The organism is Microbacterium sp. SYP-A9085, from assembly GCF_009649635.1.
GTDB lineage: Bacteria > Actinomycetota > Actinomycetes > Actinomycetales > Microbacteriaceae > Microbacterium.
In genome coordinates this window covers 227949-247339 of record NZ_WJII01000003.1, presented here as the reverse complement: position 1 = coordinate 247339, position 19391 = coordinate 227949, and the positions used below count along the sequence as shown (strand labels likewise).

Genomic DNA, 19391 nt, shown 5'->3' with positions numbered 1-19391 from the left:
CAGGCGTTCAGGGTGTGTATGGTGTGCTTCGAAGAAAGGACCACCCCTTTGGCACACGGCAAGAAGCTCGTGATCGTCGAGTCGCCGACGAAGATGAAGTCGATCCAGGGCTACCTGGGCGACGGTTACGAGGTGCTCAGCTCGGTCGGTCACATCCGCGACCTCGCCGATCGCAAGGCGATCCCCTCCGAGCTGAAGAAGACGTCGGTGGGTCGCTACTCGGTCGACATCGAGAACGACTTCGCTCCCTACTATGTGGAGTCCGAGCGCGGCAAGAAGACCGTCGCCGAGCTCAAGCGGGCCCTGAAAACGAGCGACGAGCTCCTGCTCGCCACCGATGAGGACCGTGAGGGCGAGGCCATCGCCTGGCACCTGCTCGAGGCGCTCAAGCCGAAGGTTCCCGTCAAGCGGATGGTCTTCCACGAGATCACCAAGGACGCCATCCAGGCGGCCGTGACCAACACTCGCGAGCTCGATTTCGACCTCGTCGACGCGCAGGAGACGCGCCGCATCCTCGACCGGCTGTACGGGTGGGATGTCTCGCCGGTGCTGTGGCTGAAGGTCCAGCAGGGCCTGTCGGCGGGCCGCGTCCAGTCCGCGGCGACCCGACTGATCGTGGACCGGGAGCGGGAGCGGATGGCGTTCGTCTCCGCCTCGTACTGGGATGTCGCGGCCACCGCCGCCACGCAGGGCGACGCGTTCGGGGTGCAGCTGGCCCGCGTGGGCGGCGCGCCGATCGCCCGCGGCTCCGACTTCGACGACCGCGGCGCGCTGAAGAAGGCCGTGGTCCGGCTCGACGAGGCCGCCGCACGTACCCTCGCCGATGAGGTCACCGCGGTGGGTGCGGCATCCGTCACCGCACTGGAGTCCAAGCCCGGCACGCGCCGGCCCTACGCGCCGTTCACGACCTCGACGATGCAGCAGGAAGCCGGCCGGAAGCTCTCGATGAGCGCGAAGCACGCCATGAGCGTCGCCCAGCGCCTGTACGAGAAGGGCTACATCACCTACATGCGCACCGACTCGACCGCGCTGTCCACCCAGGCGGTGCGCGCCGCGCGGGAGCAGGCGGTCCAGCTGTACGGCGAGAAGGCCGTGCCGCTGAACCCGCGCGTGTACAAGAGCAAGAGCAAGAACGCGCAGGAGGCGCACGAGGCGATCCGCCCGTCCGGCGAGCATTTCCGGACGCCCTCATCGGTGTCCGGCGCCCTGGACCGCGACGAGTTGCGCCTGTACGAACTGATCTGGAAGCGCACCGTCGCCAGCCAGATGTCCGACGCGACGTACGAGACCACGACCGTGACGCTCGCGGTGGCGCTGGCCGAGCGAACCGCCGAGTTCACGGCATCCGGCACCGTCTACACGTTCAAGGGGTTCCTCGACGCGTACGAGGAGGGCCGCGATGAGAAGCGCTCGGACGCCGAGAAGCCGGACGAGCAGGCCCTCCCGCGGCTCGCGGTCGGCGACATCCTGAGCCTGCGCGACGTGGAGCCCAAGGGCCACGCCACGACGCCCAAGCCCCGGTACACCGAGGCGTCGCTGGTGAAGGCGCTCGAGGAGAAGGGCATCGGCCGCCCGTCGACGTTCGCGAGCATCATCGACACGATCCTCGGCCGCGGCTACGTCACCAAGCGCGGGCAGGCGCTCGTTCCCAGCTGGGTCGCGTTCAGCGTCGTGCGGCTGCTCGAGCAGCACTTCACCGAGCTCGTCGACTACGACTTCACCGCCGCGCTCGAGGATGACCTGGATGCCATCGCCCGCGGCGAGCAGAAGCGCGTCGACTGGCTGCGCGAGTTCTACTTCGGCTCCGAGGGCCACACCGGGCTGCGCAACATCGTCGACAACCTCGGTGAGATCGACGCCCGCGAGATCAACTCCACCCGGATCACCGACACCGCGGTGCTGCGCATCGGCCGCTACGGACCGTACCTGGAGGTCACCGACCCGGCCCAGCCGGACGCCGACCCGCGCCGCGTGAACATCCCGGAGGAGCTCGCGCCCGACGAGCTGACCGCCGCCCGTGCACAGGAGCTCATCGACGCGCCGGTGGCCGGCGACCGCGTGCTGGGGGAGAATCCCGACAACGGGAAGCTCATCGTCGTCAAGGACGGCCGCTACGGACCCTACGTCCAGGAGATCGAGCCCGACGACCCCACGACGGTGGATGCCGCAACCGGCGAGGTGCTCGATGAGTCGCCCGCGCCGAAGAAGGGTGCCAAGAAGACCGCCGCGGGGAAGGGTGCCGACAAGGCCACCGCCGGGAAGGGCGCCAAGAAGGCCGCCGCCGCCCCGAAGCCCCGCACCGCGTCGCTGTTCCAGAGCATGTCGGTGGACACCATCGGTCTCGATGACGCGCTGAAGCTGCTGTCGCTGCCGCGCACGGTCGGGGCCGACCCCGAGACCGGTGAGGAGATCACCGCTCAGAACGGGCGGTACGGCCCGTACCTGAAGAAGGGCGCCGACTCGCGTACCCTCGACTCCGAGCAGCAGCTTTTCGACATCACGCTCGAGGAGGCGCTCGAGCGGTACAAGCAGCCGAAGTACGGTGCGCGGCGCGCCTCCAGTGCCCTGAAGGAGTTCGACGCCGACCCGGTCAGCGGCAAGGCGATCAAGCTGCGCGATGGCCGCTTCGGCCCGTATGTCACCGACGGTGAGACCAACGCCACCGTGCCCCGCGGTGAGGACGCTATGGCCGTCGACTTCGACCGCGCCGTGCAGCTGCTGGCCGACAAGCGCGCGAAGGGCCCGGCTCCCAAGCGCAGCGCTCGGACCGGCACGACCCGCAAGACCGCGGCGAAGAAGAAGTGACCGGCCTGTTCGTCACGTTCGAGGGCGGTGACGGCGTCGGCAAGAGCACCCAGGCGGCCCTCCTCGAGGACTGGCTGCGCGCGCAGGGCCGGGACGTCGTGCGCACCCGGGAGCCGGGTGGCACCGACGTAGGGCAGCGGGTCCGCGAGATTGTGCTGCACCACCGCGGCCACATCGACGCGCGTGCCGAGGCCCTGCTGTACGCCGCCGACCGCGCCCACCATGTGGCGACGGTCGTGCGTCCCGCGATCGCGCGCGGTGACGTCGTGATCCAGGACCGGTACCTCGACTCGTCGGTCGCCTACCAGGGCGCGGGCCGCGTCCTGGATCCGCAGCAGGTGCGGGACCTGTCGCTGTGGGCGGTGGACGGGCTCCTGCCGGATGTGACGGTCCTGCTCGACCTGGACGAGACATCCGCCCGCCGCCGGCTGGATGCCGACGACAAGCCGTTCGACCGCCTCGAGGCCGAGCAGGCCGAGTTCCACGCCCGCGTCCGGACCGCGTTCCTCACGCTCGCGGACGCCGAGCCCGCGCGGTTCCTGGTCGTGGACGCGAGCCTGCCGGTCGACGAGATCGCGGCGCTCGTGCGCGCGCGCGTCGCCGACCGACTCGGCTGACGCGGCTCAGCGGAAGCGGCGCCCCTCGTCCCGGCGGAACAGCAGCAGCGTGAGGGCCAGGAACAGCGCCGTCCACACCACGATGCCGACCCACGCCCACCACGGCAGCTCGCCGCCCTGCACGGCCCAGATCACGAGTTCGCGCGCCTGACGCGACGGGAAGAACATCGAGATCCGGTCGAGCCAGTCGGCGAACATGATCGGCGGCAGGAACAGCCCGCCGGCGAACGCGAGGCCGAACATCACGACCTGGATGACGGCGATCGCCGCCTTCTGCGTCATCGAGAAGCCGATCGCCATGCCGATCAACATGAAGGGCAGGGCCGCGACCGCGACGGCGACGAGCCCGGCGAGCACCCGCCACGCGGACGCCTGCGCCGAGGTGAGCATCCCGCCGATCAGCACGATCGGCAGGAGCGCCACGAGCCCGAGCGCGCCGGTGGAGAAGATGTGCGCGAGCACGCGCACTATTCCCGGGGCCGGCAGCGTGCGCAGATACGGATCCCACGGCTTCTCGCGGTTCTCCGCGATGGCGAGCCCGAACGAGAACAGGCCGTTCACCATCACCGCGAACACCGCCATCGAGATGATGGCCTGCGTGGCATAGGCCGGGTTCTCGGCGACGGTGCGGTTCGGCACCACGAAGAACAGCAGCGCGAGCGCGGGGAAGACGACGGTGCCGATCACCGCGATCGGCACGCGCAGCGTCTCCAGCAGGTTGTACTTCGTGTGGACGGCGGTCAGCGAGGCGATGCTCATCACAGGGCTCCCTTCGTCGTGGCTGCGGCGGGGACGGATGTCGCGGGCGATGTCGTCGGGACGGATGTCGCGGGCGCGACGGGCTGCGCGCGCGACGTCAGCGCCAGGAACGCCTCCTCGAGCGTCGCGCCGCGGACACCGAGGCCGGTGAAGTCGGCGCCGCTGGCGACGAGGCGACGCACGAAAGCGTCCGCGTCGTTGACCATCAGGGCCAGCTCCTCGGCATCCCGGGCCTCATCCGTGCGCCGCCGGGCCCCGACCACCGCGGCGTTGTCGACCAGGGCCGTGACGGCCGCGGCATCCGATGTCCGCAGGGTGACCCGCGACCGGGCGACCCGGCCGAGCACCCCGTGCAGCGCGTCGTCGGCGATGACGCGACCGCGGTCGACGATCACCACACGCTGCGCGAGCGCTTCGATCTCCTCCAGATAGTGACTCGTGACCACCACTGTCGCGCCGCGCGCGTGCCGGTCGCGGATCGCGTCCCAGACGGCGCGCCGGGCGTCGACATCCAGCCCCGTCGTGGGCTCGTCCAGCAGCACGAGGCGCGGATCTCCGACGAACGCCAGTGCGACGCTCACGCGGCGCTTCTGCCCGCCGGAGAGTCCGCCGGTCTGACGCCGCAGCAGGTCCGCGAACCCGAACTGCTCGGCGAGCTCGGTCGTGTCGACGCGGCTCGGGAAGTGGCGCCCGACGAAGTCGAGCACCTCGCCGACGCGCAGCGTCTCGGGCAGCGCCGTCTCCTGCGGGGTGCAGCCCAGGCGCACGCGGCGGCGCGGGTCGCCCGGGTCGCCGCCGAACAGGGCGACAGTGCCGCTGGTGGGGCGACGCAGTCCCTGCAGCAGCGACAGCAGGGTCGACTTGCCGGCGCCGTTCGGGCCCAGCAGGCCCACGATCTGGCCTTCGGGGATGTCGAGCGTCACGTCGTCGACGGCGACGAGGTCGCCGAAGCGTCGTGTGACGCGGTCGAAGGAGGCGATGGTCATGGGTTTCCTCTCAGTACGTCGCGCAGCTGCGCGGTGTAGTCCTCGAAGGCGCGGCGGCCTTGTCTCGTGAGCGCGATGTAGGTCACGGGGGTCCGCCCCTTGTGCGTCTTCTCGACGAGCACGTACGCGGCATCCTCGAGCTTGCGCAGATGGGTGGAGAGATTGCCGGCGGTCATGTCCAGCACCTCCTGCAGTCGGGGGAAGGTGATCTGGTCGGAGCCGTCGAGCGTCGCGAGGGCGGCGACGATCCGCAGCCGCGCCTGCGCGTGGATCACCGGATCGAGGTCATGCATGATCCGGTCCCGCAGCCCGTGCCACGCGCCGCCGGGCCAGATGCACCCACCATGTGCTCCAGGCCGCGACGAGCAGGAACGCGCCGCCGCCGGCGATCGCGTAGAAGAGGTAGTGCGTCGGCAGGGGGACGAAGGCGCCGACCGCGCTCATGGCCACCGACCAGATCCCGAGCAGCACCATGGGTCGGGCACGCCAGACAAGTCCGGACATGACGTACATCACGCCCGCGTAGAAGAAGTACGCGCTGGGGAAGAACACCGCCAGCAGCGCAACCGGCATGCCGCGGTCCACCAGGGCGCGCCCGATCACGATGAGCGCGATGCTGCCGATCCACCACATGTTGCCGTACACGATCCCGACGAACGCGGACTCGCGGGTGCCGCGCAGTCCCCGGCCGGAGCGGATGCCGAGCACCATCGAGACGACGGCCGCCGCCGCGAGAAGGCCGCCGAAGATGACGCCGGCGGGCACGCTCGGCACGGTCGGCCCGTCGTACAGGACCACGTCGACCCACAGTATGAGGAAGCCGGCGAGCCAGGCCACGCCCCACGACAGCAAGATCCACGGCACGAACGACGCCATCCGGCCGGCGACGGTCCGCTGCTGATCCTCCAGGAGCGCCAGCATCTGCGCCGGGGTCAGCGGCGTCTCGTCGTTCGTCGGTTCCATAAAGAACTTTGTAGTTCAAAGTTATTTGGGGGTCAAGTTGCGCGGTTGATGATGTCGCAGAAGATGCGGCTGCGCGGCGCCTTCACCCGCATGTTGTGAGACGCGGTCGAGGGGATGTCGCAGAAGATGCGGCTGCGCGGCGCCTTCACCCGCATGTTGTGCGACGCGATCGAGCGGATGTCGCGGAAGGTGCGGCATCCGCGGTCCTGGACCGGCATCTTTTGTGACGCGATGTTCGGATGCGGCCTCGGCGCCTCCGGACCGGCATCTTTTGTGACGTGATGCTCGGATGGCGGCCTCGACGCCTCCGGACCGACCTGTTCTGCGACAAGGTGCGGGATGTCGCACAAGGTGCGGGTTCGCGGCGCCTTCACCCGCATGTTGTGAGACGCGACCGAGAGCCCGTCGCAGAAGATGCGGGTGCGCGGCGCCCTCACCCGCGTGTTGTGTGACGCGATCGAGCGGGGGTCGCACAACTCGCGGGATCGACGGCTCTGAACCAGCATCTTCTGGGACCGTGTGCGCGGGATGTCGCAGCGCGTGCGGGCGACGTCGAGATCCGCGGTCCGGCACCGTCGGCGTCGGCGCCGCCGGTTAGGCTGGTCGGCATGGATGCCGCCGCCCCCGCCGACCGGATCGTGGCCGCAGCCCCGACGGTGACGAGGCCTGCGCCGTGGGGCGACGTCTGGGGGCAGGACGATGCCGTCCGCGCGCTGCAGACCGCGGCATCCAACCCCGCCGGACTCACCCATGCGTGGCTGATCACCGGCCCGCCCGGCTCCGGACGGTCGACACTGGCGCGCGCGTTCGCCGCGGCGCTGATCGCCGACCCGCACGACGAGATCGTGATGCGTCAGGTGCTGGCCGGCACGCATCCGGACTGCACCGTGCTGCGCACCGAGGGCGTGATCATCACGATCAAAGACGCGCGCGCGCTCGTGGAGCGCTCCTACTTCGCACCGTCGCTGGGCCGCTATCGCGTGATCGTGATGGAGGATGCCGACCGCATGGCCGAGCGCACGTCCAACGTGCTCCTGAAGGCGCTCGAAGAGCCGCCGGAGCGCACCGTGTGGGTGCTGTGCGCGCCGAGCGAAGCCGACCTGCTGCCGACGATCCGCTCCCGCGTGCGCACACTGCGGCTGCGCGACCCCGAGGTCGCCGATGTCGCGGGGCTCATCGCCGCGCGGACCGGTGTCGACCCTGCGGTCGCCGAGCAGTCCGCCCGGCACGCGCAGCGGCACATCGGCATGGCGCAGCGGCTCGCGACGGACCCCGCGGCACGGCAGCGACGGGCGCAGACGCTGCAGGTCGCGCTGGGCGTGCGCGGAGTTTCCACGGCGGTGGAGGCGGCCGCGCAGATCGTCGCGGCGGCGACCGACGACGCGAAGGCGCTCACTGCGGAGCGTGACGAGGCCGAGCGCAGCGCGCTGCTGACCACCGTCGGGATCCCACCCGGCGCGGCCGTGCCACCGGCCGTGCGCTCGCAGCTGAAGGCGCTCGAAGACGACCAGAAACGCCGCGCGACGCGAAGCCTGCGCGACGGCATCGACCGCGTGCTCACCGATCTGCAGTCGATGTACCGGGACGTGCTGATGCTGCAGTACGGGCGCAGTGATGACCTCATCAACAGGGAGCTCGACGGCCCGTTGCGTGCTATCGCGCACGCCTGGGCGCCAGACCGCACGCTGGCGGTGCTGGACGACATCGCCGAGACCCGCACGCGCGTTGAGCAGAACGTCGCTCCCGTCCTCGCACTGGAGAGCATGCTCATCACCGTCGCCCACGGAAGGATCCCGTGAACACCACGACTCGCCTTTTCGCCGTGATCGCGGGCCTGGCTGCGGCATCCATCGCCCTCAGCGGCTGCCTGTTCACGGTCATCCCCGACGAGACCACGACTCCGGCGGCATCCCCTGCGCCCGACACCGACGGCGTGGCCACCGACCTCGCCCCGTTCTACGGCCAGAGCGTGGACTGGTCGTCGTGCGCGAGCGATTTCGACTGCGCCACGGTGAAGGCGCCGCGCGACTGGGCGGACCCGGCTGCCGGCAGCCTCGAGCTGTCGATTATCCGGCACCGCGCTACGGACGGCACACCGCTCGGGTCGCTGCTGGTCAACCCGGGCGGGCCCGGGGCGAGCGGCGTCGAGCTGATCCGGGACTCGCTGACGTTCGCCGTGGGCGACGAGCTGGCGCGCGACTACGACGTGATCGGCTTCGACCCGCGCGGGGTCGGCGCCTCGACCGCGGTGACCTGCTATGACGCCGCGAAGATGGACGCGTACCTGTTCGACATCCCGCAGTCGAAGCGGGGAACCGACGCCTGGCGCGCCGAGGTGATGGATTCGGCCGCGGCGTTCGGGAAGGCTTGCGCGCGCAACAGCGACGGCATCCTGCCGGATGTCACCACGGAGTTCGCCGCGCGCGACATGGATCTGATCCGCGCGGTGCTCGGTGACAAGAAGCTGAACTACCTCGGCTATTCGTACGGGACGTTCCTGGGCGCCACGTATGCGAAGCTGTACCCGGAGCGGGTGGGCCGGTTCGTCCTGGACGGGGCTATCGACCCGGCGGTGTCCGGGCTGCAGGTGAGCCTCGCGCAGGGCATCGGGTTCGAGTCGGCGCTGCGCGCCTACATGGCGTCGTGTCTGCGCACGCGCGGATGCCCGTTCTCGGGCACAGTCGACGACGGGATGGGCGACCTCGGGATGCTGCTGGCGAAGGCAGATCGGTCGCCGGAGCGGAATCAGGACGGGCGGCGGCTGGGCGCGGACGCGTTCATGACCGCGATCGTCGCGGCGCTGTACTCGCAGCAGAGCTGGCCGTACCTGACGCAGGCGCTGTCGGACGTGGCGCGGGGGAACCCCGCAACCGCGTTCCAGCTCGCCGACTTCTACTACAACCGCGTCGACGGGAAATACAAGGACAACTCGTTCGAGGCGTTCACCGCGTACAACTGCATGGACTATCCCGACACGGCCACCGACAGCCAGAAGCAGGCGGCCGTGGCCGAACTGAAGGCGAAGGCGCCCACGATCGCCCCCTACTGGGGCGTCGACCTCGACACGTGTTCCGTGTGGCCGGAGCGTCCGACCGGGGTGCGCGAGCAGATCCACGCCGCCGGCGCGGCGCCGATTCTCGTGATCGGCACGACGAACGACCCCGCCACGCCGTACCAATGGGCGGTCTCGCTCGCGAAGCAGCTGGACTCCGGTATCCTCGTCACCCGCGTCGGCGAGGGGCACACCGGCTTCAACAAGGGCAACCGCTGTGTTGACGTGGCCGTCAACGACTACTTCGTCGACGGCACGGTGCCCTCGGGCGACATCCGCTGCACGCGCTGACGCACGCGGCGCGGGACGGGCGCGGATCACGGTCCGCGTCCACAGTTCGCGCGTGCCATCCGCTCGCGCTGCACTATTCTGCGTTCGCGCCACGGATTCGCTGGCGCGGATGCGGATTCGTGTAGCGCGCGGCGCCGCGCCAAGCGCGTCGCTGCTGCGCCGCGGGTCGTGCGCCACGATGAGGCGCGCGGCAGCGCGTGGCGGCCCGCTCCGGGGGCGTCGCGGCCGCCCGCGCGGTTCGCGGCGCGTGTTCCCACCATGTAAGATCGATGATCGTGCACCGCTGCCGCGGATGCGCCACCTTAGCTCAGACGGCAGAGCGATTCACTCGTAATGAATAGGTCAAGGGTTCGATTCCCTTAGGTGGCTCCACGACGAAGCCCGGTCAGGATCTGACCGGGCTTCCGTCGTTCGTGCAGGGCACTCACACGCGGCGGTGCGTCGCCACCATCGGGCATTCGAACGGGTCGCGGGCCGCGAGCCCCACCCGGTTCAGGTACTGGATGACGATGCCATACGACCGCCACAGCGTGGTCTCCACATAGGGCACGTCGAGCGAACGGCACTGGTCCCGGACGATCTCCCGCGCCCGCGCCAGGTGCGGCCGGGGCATGCTCGGGAAAAGGTGGTGCTCGATCTGGTAGTTCAGCCCGCCCATCAGCCACGTCGCCCACCAGCCGCCGCCGATGTTGCGCGACGTGCGGACCTGCTTCGTGAAGAAGTCCAGCTTCGCGTCGTGGTCGATCACCGGCATCCCCTTGTGGTTGGGCGCGAACGTGGCCCCCATGTACACGCCGAAGACCGCCAGCTGCACACCGAGGAACGCGAACGCCATCCCGATCGGCAGCAGCAGGAACACCGGCACCACGAACACCGCGAATCGCACGACGAGCAGGACCAGCTCCAGCCAGCGTCCCTTGATCGGCTCGCGGCCGAACAGATGACGCAACGCCAGCAGGTGCAGGTTGAGGCCCTCCAGCGTCAGCAGCGGGAAGAACAGCCACCCCTGGCGGCGGGTGATCAGGCGACGGATGCCGCGGGCCGATGCCGCGTCCTCCTCGATGAACGAGATGGTGTCGATCTCGATGTCCGGGTCACGGCCGACGCGGTTCGGGTTCGCGTGGTGCCGGGTGTGCTTGGACGCCCACCATGAGTAGCTCATGCCGACGATCCCGTTGCCCAGCACCCGCGCGAGGCGATCGTTCGCGGGACCGGATGCCAGGATCTGGCGGTGCGCGGCCTCATGCGAGAGGAACGCGACCTGCGTGAAGAGGATGCCGAGGGCGCCGGCAATCAGCAGCTGGAACCAGCTGTCGCCCAGCAGGATGAACCCGGTCACCGCACCGCCGAACCCCAGCGCTATCGCCAGGCCGACGAACGCGTAGAACCACGGCGTGCGCGCGAGCAGTCCACTCTCGCGCGCCACCCGGGATACGTCGGTGAAAGCGCGGGTGAGGGACGGGAAGTCACCGGTCCTGGCGTACGTCTGCCGAACGGGCCCAAGCCGAGGCTCGAGGGTGGTGGAGGAGATGGTGCACCAGTTCTCTTGTCGGGACCGTGAGGCCGGGGTGAGCAGGCGGCGGTTGCCGATCGCTTTTGCGCCCCACCCTACGCGTCCTCATGTGCACCGGACGGCATATGCGCGAAGACGACGACGGCCGGAGCCCGTCGGGGCCCCGGCCGTCGTGTGGATCACAGCGGGCGGATGTTGGCTGCCTGCATGCCCTTCGGGCCGCGCTCGGCGTCGAACTCCACCTTCTGCGCTTCGCGCAGCTCCTTGAACCCGTTGCCCTCGATCGCGCTGAAGTGCGCGAACAGGTCAGCCGAGCCGTCGTCCGGCGCGATGAAGCCGTAGCCCTTTTCGGAGTTGAACCATTTCACGGTGCCAGTGGCCATCGTGTCTTTCCTTCTGTTGTTCGGGCCGCCGGAGCGACCAGGGGTGCCGCGCCGAAGACTCCGGCGCGGACGGTGGGACCGGCGGCGTTCACGCGCCGGGAGTTCGGGGGAGGGGCACACGGATGCCGCGACCGCGGCCATCGCCGCATCGCGGCTCGCGTGGAGCCCGAGATCTTCGCCGCGCCCTCCGCGGGCTTCATAGCCGCGGTCGGTGACGCCGACGAAGCCGGCGTACTCGCCGGCGCGGCCGGCGACGTACACGTCGTCGGCGGCCTGCCGCCAGTCGACGGCCGGGATGGACAGGAGATCGGGGGTGAGCACGGGAGCCTTAGAGATGCGGAGCGCGGACGAAGATGTGCGCGAACAAGAGAAACGGAAGTGGCGATGTTGGCCAGGAAAGGTCGTGGGGTTGCTGCCGATGCGGCACACTGCTGCTCTGCGGCGAGGGCGAGGCGGCTTTTCACGACGTACGAGGAGTCCCGGAAGGGGACGCATAAGCGTAGCACAGGTTGGTGTCACGACACTGCCAACATCGCGCCGGCCGCCAAGGCGAGGCCCAGTCCGACCCATTGCAACCCCGCGATGCGCTCGCGCAGCACGACCGCGGCCAGCAGGATAGTGCCGGCGGGATACATCGCCGTCAGCGCCGACACTATCGACAGATCACCCATTCGCAGCGCGACGAGCATTATCGCATTGGCCCCGGCGTCGACGGCGCCGCACGCTATCGCCAGCCACCACGCGCTCGCGGGAACCCGTACGACCGGTGCAGCCGGCGGATTCTCGACCGCGTGTTCGAGGTCGGCGTGTCCGGTCGGCGTCGCACCCAGCATCGGCCCCTGCACCGCCAGCACTCGCGACGGAGCCGTTCCGCGACTGCGCGCCAGCAGCAGCAGCATCAGGACGAGCGACGCGGTGATCAGGGCATTCGCGCCACGGTTCACTATCAGCGGGACGATGCCACTGCCCGGCGAGGTCTGGTCGAGGATGATCATGAACGCGCCGATCGCCAACCCGGCGCCCAGCGCCATCGCCAGTCCCCGCGGAGCCGGGCGCACCACCTTCTCCCCCGGGATGAATCCCACCAGGATCACCGCCACGAGGGCGATACCGAGTCCGGTGTAGCCGATCGCGCTGAGCTGCTCGCCGTCGACGAGCAGGCCCCACAGCATCGGGGCTATCGCCGAGACGATTGCCGTCAGTGGCGACAGGATGCTCATCGGACCGATTGCCAGGCACGCGTACAACAGCGCGATGGCGATGGCGCCGGTGATCCCGGTCAGAGCGCCCCACCCGACATCCGCAAGCGACCAGACACCGCCCAGCAGCGGGTACAGCACCACCAGCAGGACCAGTCCCGACCCGGCCGCGACAGCGGTCACGACGATCGATCTCAGACGCTTGGCGGACAGCCCGCCGAGGAAGTCGGCCGACCCGAACACCAGAGCACCGACGAGGGCGATGGCGGCGGCGGGCATCTGGTCAGCCTATGGCTTCGGCGCTTCCGGTATCGGTAGATTGGGCCACGTCATGATGACCCGATCGTCTGGGCCCGCGCGGCGACAGCGTCGCCGCCCGTCCGCGCACGCGCAGCCCACGCGGTGGCTGCGCGTGGGCATCCCGGTCCTGCTCGTGCTCGTCTGGCTCGTGGCAGGCGCCGTCGGCGGCCCGTACTTCGGCAAGGTCGATGAGGTCTCGACCAACACGCAGTCCGCGTACCTGCCGAGCTCCGCGGCATCCACGGTCGTCCAGAACCGGCTGGCCGACTTCGCCGGCAGCGACAGCATCCCCGCCGTGGTCGTGGTCGCCGCGGACGGCGGCGCGACGCTCGGCGACGCGCAGGTCGCGTCGCTGCGCACCCTCTCCGATGCGCTCGGCAACGTCGACGGCGTCAACGGTGCGGTCTCGCCCCCGATCGTCTCGGACGACGGTGAGGCGGCGCAGCTGTTCGTCCCGCTGCGCAGCGGACAGGTGGCCGACAGCGTCAGCGCACTGCGCGCGGCTCTCGACCAGGGTCTCCCCGCCGGTGTCTCGGCATGGATCACCGGCCCGGCGGGATTCACGGCCGACCTCGTCGCGGGGTTCCTCGGCATCGACGGGCTGCTGCTCGGGGTGGCCCTCGTCGCCGTGTTCCTCATCCTCGTGATCGTGTACCGGTCGCCGCTGCTGCCGATTCTCGTGCTGGCCACGGCATCCTTCGCCCTGTGCGTGGCGCTGCTCGTGGTCTGGTGGCTCGCGAAGACCGGGGTAGTGCTGCTGAACGGCCAGGTGCAGGGCATCCTGTTCATCCTCGTCATCGGCGCGGCCACCGACTATGCGCTGCTGTACGTGGCCCGGTTCCGCGAGGCGATCGGCGAGGGACGCACGCGGTGGGACGCGGCGACGCGGGGATGGCGGGGCGCGTTCGAGCCGATCCTCGCATCGGGCGGCACCGTGATCGCCGGGCTGCTGTGTCTGCTGCTCAGCGACCTCGCCACGAATCGGGCGCTCGGCCCGATCGCGGCGATCGGGATAGCGTTCGCCATGCTCTCGGCCCTCACGTTCCTGCCGGCACTGCTCGCGCTGTTCGGTCGCGCGGCGTTCTGGCCCTTCATCCCGCACCGGCCGATCGAGATGATCCCCGACGACCTCAGCCGGCCCGTGACCGGGTTCTGGCAGCGTCAGGCGCGCCTGGTCGCCCGCCGGTCGCGCCCGGTGTGGATCGTGTGTCTGGTCGTCCTGCTGGCGGCGGGCACCGGCATCCTGCAGCTGAAGGCGGACGGCGTGCCCTCCAGCGATCTCGTGCTCGGCCACTCCGAGGCGCGCGACGGCCAGGCGGTCCTCGGCGCGCACTTCGACGCCGGCAGCGGCAGCCCCGTGTACGTGCTGGTCCCGGAGGGTCAACTCGCCCCGGCGGCGGGGGCGATGGATGCCGCCGACGGCATCGAATCGCTCGCCGCGGCATCCGCCGACTCCCCATCGGGCCAGGCGGCCATCACGTTGACCGACGGCGCACCGGTGTTCAGCGCGCCCGGCCCTCCCGGCGCGCCGGCGCCGACCCCGACCGTCTCCGACGGCGATGTGCTGCTCACCGGCACCCTGTCGCAGCCGGCGGACTCCCTCGCCGCCGAGCACACCGTCCGGGACCTGCGGGCAGCCCTTGCGGATGCGGCGCCGGATGCCGTCGTCGGCGGCGTCACCGCCACCGACATCGACACGAACGACACGTCGATCCGCGACCGGACGCTGATCATCCCCATCGTGCTCGCGGTGATCTTCGTGATCCTCATGCTGCTGCTGCGCGCGGTGCTCGCGCCGCTGCTGCTGATCGGCTCGGTGATAGTGTCGTTCGCCGCGGCGATGGGCGTCGCGGCGCTCGTGTTCAACAACCTGCTGCGCTTCCCCGGCGCGGACCCGGCGGTGCCGCTGTACGGCTTCGTGTTCCTCGTCGCGCTGGGCGTCGATTACAACATCTTCCTGATGACCCGCGTTCGCGAGGAGTCGCGGGCGCATGGCACGCGGTCCGGCATCCTGCGTGGACTGGTCGCCACCGGCGGGGTCATCACTTCCGCCGGCCTGGTGCTGGCGGCGACGTTCGCGGCGCTGGGTGTCATCCCGGTGCTGTTCCTCGCGCAGATAGCGTTCATCGTCGCGTTCGGCGTGCTCGTGGACACGTTCCTCGTGCGATCGCTGCTGGTGCCCGCGCTGTCGTACGACATCGGGCGCGCCATCTGGTGGCCGTCGCGGCTGTGGCGGCGGGACGTCGACGGCCCTACGCGCCGCTGAACTGCGTACCCTCGATGCATGGGCACCGCACTGTTCATCGTCGACGTGCAGAACGACTTCACCGAGGGTGGGGCTCTCGGCGTCGAGGGCGGGGATGCCGTCGCGCAAGGAATCTCTCGGATGCTGTTGGCGCACGCGGCCGACTACGACATCATCGTGGCGTCCCGTGACTGGCACGATCCCGACAGCGACAACGGCGGGCACTTCGCGCGCGGGGAGCCCGATCACGTGCAGACGTGGCCCGTGCACTGCGTCGCCGGCAGCGCGGGGGCCGACTACGACCCCGGCTTGGACGTGGCATCCGTCACCCACCACGTGAAGAAGGGGCAGGGAAGCCCTGCGTACTCGCTGTTCGAAGGCACCACGGACGACGGAACGACCGTCGAAGAGCTGCTCGACCGGTACGGCATCGTCGACATCGATGTGACCGGCATCGCGACCGACTACTGCGTGCGCGCGTCGGCGCTGGACGCGATCGCGCGGGGCCGGCATGTGCGCGTGTTCACCGATCTGGTCGCCGGGGTGGATGCCGGTTCGAGCGACGCGGCGCTGGCCGAGCTCGCGCACGCCGGAGCGGAGCTCGTGTCCGCGCAATGACGGTTCGGCCGCCGAGCGTCAGCCGGTGCCGTCCGCGGATCTCGCCGTGGCGAGGTGGCCGCGGGCGTACTCCTCCGGTCGATACACGACGACGTGCGGCCGTCGGTGGGTGAAGTAGTCCCACGCCCACGAGACGATCGCGCTCACCCGCTGCGGAATGCCGGACAGCAGCATCACATGCACCACGAGCCAGGCGGCGAACGCGAGCGGTCCGCGCAGCCCACGATGCCGGCGGCCCAGCTCAGCCACGGCGGCGCCGCGTCCGATCATCGCCATGATGCCCTTGTCGCGATAGGCGAATGGTGTGGGCTGCGCTCCGGACAGCTCGGCGTGGACGTTGCGGCCCGCCCACGCGCCGGACTGCTGCGCGACCGAGCCCAGCTGAGGCAGCGGCGTGCCGTCGGGTCCGGGGATGTTGGCGGCATCGCCCAGCGCGTAGACGCGCTGGAACCCGGGCACGGACAGGTCGGGTGCCACGTCCACGCGTCCGCCACGGCCGACCGGCAGACCCGATTCGGCCAGCAGCGCGCTTCCCTTCAGTCCCCCCGCCCATACCACCACGGGCGTGTCGATGGTGGTGCCGTCCGCCAGGGAGACCCCGTGCTCGGTGACTGCGGTGACGCCGCTGCCCAGCTTCAGGTTCACCCCGACCTTCTTCAGACGGCGCTGCGCGTACTGCTGGGAGGGCACCGAGAAGGGCGTCAGCACCTGGTCGACCATGTCCACCAGGTGGACCGTGCACGACGCTGCGAAGTCCGGCGAGACGTAGCGGGAGACCACGTAGTCCAGGTTCTCCGCGATCGCCCCGGCGGTCTCGACGCCGGTGGGGCCCCCGCCCACGACGACGATGTCGAACGGCTGCGCCGTCTCACCGCTGGTCGCCCCGTCGATGAGCCCGAGCAGGCGCGAGGCCAGGGCCGTCGCGTCGGCGACCGAATACAGCGGATAGGCGTGCTGTTTCGCGCCGGGGGTGTCGAAGAAGTTGGGTTCGGCGCCCACCGCCACGACAAGGCTGCGGCCGCGGAACATGGCGCCGTCCGAGGTGGTCACCGCGTGATCGGTCAGGTCGATGGCCGTCACCCGCGCGATCCTCAGCTGCACCCGTGGCCGGCGACGGAAGATCGAACGCAGGGGACGTGCGACCGCCGCAACCGACAGCTGCGAGGTCGCCACCTGGTACAGCAGCGGCTGGAACTGGTGGAACGGGTTGCTGTCGATCAGCAGCACGTGCAGGCCGCGCTGCGCTGCGGTGCGCGCCGCCGCCACACCCGCGAATCCACCTCCGACAACCACGACGTCATACGTGTGCTCGTCCATGATCGGCAGTGTAGGTCGCTTCCCGCGGGCGACAAGGGGGTTGCACGCGCATCCGCAGCGGAGTGGGCCCGGAGGGGCTCGAACCCTCGACCCGCGGATTAAAAGTCCGATGCTCTGCCAACTGAGCTACAGGCCCCTGGATTCAAGACTACTGGGCCTGTCGCGCCTGTGGCATCACGTCGGTGTCGGGATCGGGATCGTCGCCGCCAGCCGGAAGCCGCCCTCGGTGGTCGGCCCCGACGAGACCGCCCCGCCGAGCCGGCGCACCTGGGCGCGAGACCGGTTCAGCGTCTCCGACCGGCTCGCCTGCGGCGTCAGCCGCGCCGCGCCGTGCGTCACCTCGATCTCGACCGCGTGCGGCAGATAGCGCACGACGGCATCGGCTTCCACCCCGCGGGTCCGCATCAGCACGAGCGACACGGCCTCCTGCAGCGCGCGGAACGCTGCCTGGTCCACGGCGGCGGGAAGGCGCCGCTCGTCGCCGTGCACCGTGAGGGCGATCGGCATCCCCGCGGTCCGCAGCCGCGCGACCAGCTCCCGCGCGTTGGACAGCGACGGCTCCGGCGGGGCGGGCAGCGGCGAGCGCATGATCGGGATGCCGGCGATGCCGACGGTCCGGGGCATCCTCGCCACCCCGTCCGACCCGGTCTGCTCGAACAGCCAGTCCGCGTAGGCGGGGCCGCGCACGTCGGCATCGGGCGCGGGGAGCAGGCCGCCCTGACGCATCGCCCGTCCCACGGCGCCCGGCAGCGGCAGCTCGACCACCACGCCGGACGCGCCCGCCGCGCGCGCGTACCGGCGGGCCAGTTCGGCGATCCGCTCCACCCGCGGGCCCGCGACGTCCGAGACCCGCCCGGCGGGTGCGCCCTCGGCCAGCTCCACCAGCTGCGCGGCCACCTCGCGCGCCGCCACCGGCTGCGCGCGCATCGCCGGCACCAGCACGAACGGCCCGAACCGCGTCCGCTGGAACAACTGCTGCGCGAACTCGTGGAACTGGGTCGCCCGCAGCAGCGTCCACGGCACGCCGGCGGCGGCGACCGCACGCTCCTGCGCGAGCTTCCCGCGGTAGTAGCCGTAGCCGGAGGTGTGCGGCGCGTCGACGCCGACGATCGACAGCAGCACGTGATGCCGCACTCCGGCGCGCAGCTCCGCGGTGGCGAGGACCCGCGCCGTCGTCTCGAAGTGGCGGACGGATGCCGCAGCCGACATCGACAGGGTGTTGCTCACGTCGATCACGGCGTCCACGCCGGCCAGCACCGTGTCCAGCCCCGCGCCGGTGACGAGGTCGATCCCGGTCGAGCGCGACAGCACGACCGCGTCATGGCCGCGCTGCCGGACAAACTCGGTGACGAGCCGGCCGACGGTGCCCGTCCCGCCCGCGACAGCGATCCTCGTGGCCATGGTCCGAGCGTACTGTGCGACCCGGTAGCCTCGACGCGTGGCATCCACCCCGCAGTCGCCGCAGACGCTCGCGCACCTGCGCCGCGCCCGCGACCTGATGGACCGCGAGTACGCGCGGCCCTTGGACGTGCCCACGATGGCCGCCCGCGCGTTCATGTCGCCGGCGCACTTCTCCCGTGAGTTCAAGACGGCGTACGGCGAGACCCCGTACGCGTATCTGATGACACGCCGTATCGAGCGGGCCATGGCGCTGCTGCGTGCGGGGGCGAGCGTCACCGACGCGTGCACGGCCGTCGGCGCGACATCCCTGGGGTCGTTCAGCTCGACGTTCACCGACATCGTCGGCGAAACCCCGAGCGCGTATCGGGCGCGGCCGCACGACGACGCGGAGGCGCTGCCGGAGTGCTTCGCCCGGTTACTGACGCGGCCGACGCGCTATCCGTGAAACCCGGCGAAGGTCGAACGGAGCAGGATCGGAGAAGCGCCGGCCCGCGGCATCGGCCTACCGTTGACGCATGACAGAGATCAGGTTCGGATTCTTCCCCCTCACCGTGGACGACGTCGACACCGCGCTCGAGTTCTACCGCGACGCGGTCGGGCTCACCGTGCTCAACGACGTGACCGGAAACGGCTGGCGCTGGCTGAGCATGGGCACCCCGGGCCAGCCGGGCGTCGCGCTCGTCCTGTCAGCGCCGCAGGCGGGGCGCTCGCCCGATGACGCAGACACCCTGCACCGGCTCGTGGCGAAGGGCGCCGGCCCGGGGCCGATAGTGTTCGCCACCGACGACCTGGACGGGACGTTCGAGCGCATCCGCGCGACCGGCGCCGAGGTGCTGCAGGAGCCGATGGACCAGCCGTGGGGGCCGCGTGACTGCGCGTTCCGCGACCCGGCCGGCAACCACGTCCGGATCAACGGGGTCGCGGCGACGGCGTAGCCTGGAC

18 protein-coding genes and 2 tRNA genes are annotated in these 19391 nt (G+C 70.5%); 9 read left to right on the top strand and 11 right to left on the bottom strand.

Going from position 1 to position 19391, the window contains the following annotated elements; translation table 11 throughout:
* Window positions 1-48: 48 nt before the first annotated feature.
* Both topA and tmk read left to right on the top strand, forming a co-directional pair.
* The gene (gene topA, locus GH740_RS08945; RefSeq protein ID WP_153745746.1) at window positions 49-2805 is read left to right on the top strand and encodes a type I DNA topoisomerase; all 2757 of its coding nucleotides are present in this window, start codon (window positions 49-51) and stop codon (window positions 2803-2805) included.
* Window positions 2802-3422: a dTMP kinase gene (tmk, locus tag GH740_RS08940; RefSeq protein ID WP_367641227.1), complete on the top strand. Its 621-nt coding sequence runs from the start codon at window positions 2802-2804 to the stop codon at window positions 3420-3422. Before topA ends, tmk begins: the two co-directional genes overlap by 4 nt.
* 6 nt (window positions 3423-3428) lie before the next feature.
* On the opposite strand, the gene GH740_RS08935 is transcribed toward tmk, so the two are convergent.
* Genes GH740_RS08935 through GH740_RS08915 form a run of 5 tightly spaced genes read right to left on the bottom strand, consistent with a single transcriptional unit; the run spans window position 3429 to window position 6636 of the window.
* Complete coding sequence (locus GH740_RS08935) at window positions 3429-4181, bottom strand: ABC transporter permease (RefSeq protein WP_153745745.1); 753 nt, start codon at window positions 4179-4181, stop codon at window positions 3429-3431.
* Entirely contained in the window at window positions 4181-5167 is a 987-nt protein-coding gene (locus tag GH740_RS08930; RefSeq protein WP_153745744.1) for an ABC transporter ATP-binding protein, read from the bottom strand. The genes GH740_RS08935 and GH740_RS08930 overlap by 1 nt, the downstream gene beginning before the upstream one ends.
* Window positions 5164-5460, bottom strand: a complete 297-nt coding sequence (locus GH740_RS08925; protein ID WP_153745743.1) for a transcriptional regulator — start codon at window positions 5458-5460, stop codon at window positions 5164-5166. Before GH740_RS08925 ends, GH740_RS08930 begins: the two co-directional genes overlap by 4 nt.
* Entirely contained in the window at window positions 5453-6130 is a 678-nt protein-coding gene (locus GH740_RS08920; RefSeq protein ID WP_153745742.1) for a hypothetical protein, read from the bottom strand. The genes GH740_RS08925 and GH740_RS08920 overlap by 8 nt, the downstream gene beginning before the upstream one ends.
* A gap of 32 nt (window positions 6131-6162) precedes the next feature.
* Window positions 6163-6636, bottom strand: coding sequence for a hypothetical protein (locus GH740_RS08915; protein ID WP_153745741.1), 474 nt, complete (start codon window positions 6634-6636; stop codon window positions 6163-6165).
* A gap of 102 nt (window positions 6637-6738) precedes the next feature.
* On the opposite strand from GH740_RS08915, the gene GH740_RS08910 reads away from it, so the two are divergent.
* The 3 genes from GH740_RS08910 to GH740_RS08900 all read left to right on the top strand — a co-directional run bounded on the left by GH740_RS08910 (window position 6739) and on the right by GH740_RS08900 (window position 9845).
* Entirely contained in the window at window positions 6739-7929 is a 1191-nt protein-coding gene (locus tag GH740_RS08910; RefSeq protein ID WP_153745740.1) for a DNA polymerase III subunit delta', read from the top strand.
* Entirely contained in the window at window positions 7926-9473 is a 1548-nt protein-coding gene (locus GH740_RS08905; RefSeq protein WP_367641223.1) for an alpha/beta hydrolase, read from the top strand. The genes GH740_RS08910 and GH740_RS08905 overlap by 4 nt, the downstream gene beginning before the upstream one ends.
* 296 nt (window positions 9474-9769) lie before the next feature.
* Window positions 9770-9845 (top strand) — tRNA-Thr (locus tag GH740_RS08900).
* Between the two features lie 52 nt (window positions 9846-9897).
* Here the strand turns inward: GH740_RS08900 and GH740_RS08895 are convergent.
* The 3 genes from GH740_RS08895 to GH740_RS08885 form a co-directional block, all read right to left on the bottom strand.
* Window positions 9898-11004 carry a fatty acid desaturase gene (locus GH740_RS08895; RefSeq protein WP_367641259.1) on the bottom strand — a complete coding sequence of 369 codons (1107 nt, stop codon included), beginning with the start codon at window positions 11002-11004 and terminating at the stop codon, window positions 9898-9900.
* A gap of 161 nt (window positions 11005-11165) precedes the next feature.
* Window positions 11166-11369, bottom strand: coding sequence for a cold-shock protein (locus GH740_RS08890; RefSeq protein ID WP_153745815.1), 204 nt, complete (start codon window positions 11367-11369; stop codon window positions 11166-11168).
* Window positions 11370-11884: 515 nt separating this feature from the next.
* Complete coding sequence (locus tag GH740_RS08885; RefSeq protein ID WP_153745738.1) at window positions 11885-12847, bottom strand: EamA family transporter; 963 nt, start codon at window positions 12845-12847, stop codon at window positions 11885-11887.
* Window positions 12848-12899: 52 nt separating this feature from the next.
* On the opposite strand from GH740_RS08885, the gene GH740_RS08880 reads away from it, so the two are divergent.
* Together GH740_RS08880 and GH740_RS08875 are read left to right on the top strand one after the other, a co-directional pair.
* A complete protein-coding gene (locus GH740_RS08880; RefSeq protein ID WP_153745737.1) occupies window positions 12900-15134 on the top strand; it encodes an efflux RND transporter permease subunit in 2235 nt (744 codons plus the stop codon).
* 18 nt (window positions 15135-15152) lie between these two features.
* A complete protein-coding gene (locus tag GH740_RS08875) occupies window positions 15153-15731 on the top strand; it encodes an isochorismatase family protein (protein ID WP_153745736.1) in 579 nt (192 codons plus the stop codon).
* A gap of 18 nt (window positions 15732-15749) precedes the next feature.
* Here the strand turns inward: GH740_RS08875 and GH740_RS08870 are convergent, their stop codons facing one another.
* The 3 genes from GH740_RS08870 to GH740_RS13955 form a co-directional block, all read right to left on the bottom strand.
* On the bottom strand, window positions 15750-17048 hold the full coding sequence (locus GH740_RS08870) for an NAD(P)/FAD-dependent oxidoreductase (protein WP_153745735.1): 1299 nt from the start codon (window positions 17046-17048) through the stop codon (window positions 15750-15752).
* 63 nt (window positions 17049-17111) lie between these two features.
* Window positions 17112-17184 (bottom strand) — tRNA-Lys (locus GH740_RS08865).
* A gap of 38 nt (window positions 17185-17222) precedes the next feature.
* Window positions 17223-18449: an NAD(P)H-binding protein gene (locus tag GH740_RS13955; protein ID WP_153745734.1), complete on the bottom strand. Its 1227-nt coding sequence runs from the start codon at window positions 18447-18449 to the stop codon at window positions 17223-17225.
* Window positions 18450-18546: 97 nt separating this feature from the next.
* Between GH740_RS13955 and GH740_RS08855 the strand changes: the two genes are divergently transcribed.
* A complete protein-coding gene (locus GH740_RS08855) occupies window positions 18547-18894 on the top strand; it encodes a helix-turn-helix transcriptional regulator (RefSeq protein ID WP_153745814.1) in 348 nt (115 codons plus the stop codon).
* 70 nt (window positions 18895-18964) lie between these two features.
* Complete coding sequence (locus GH740_RS08850) at window positions 18965-19384, top strand: VOC family protein (RefSeq protein WP_153745733.1); 420 nt, start codon at window positions 18965-18967, stop codon at window positions 19382-19384.
* Window positions 19385-19391 lie beyond the last annotated feature (7 nt).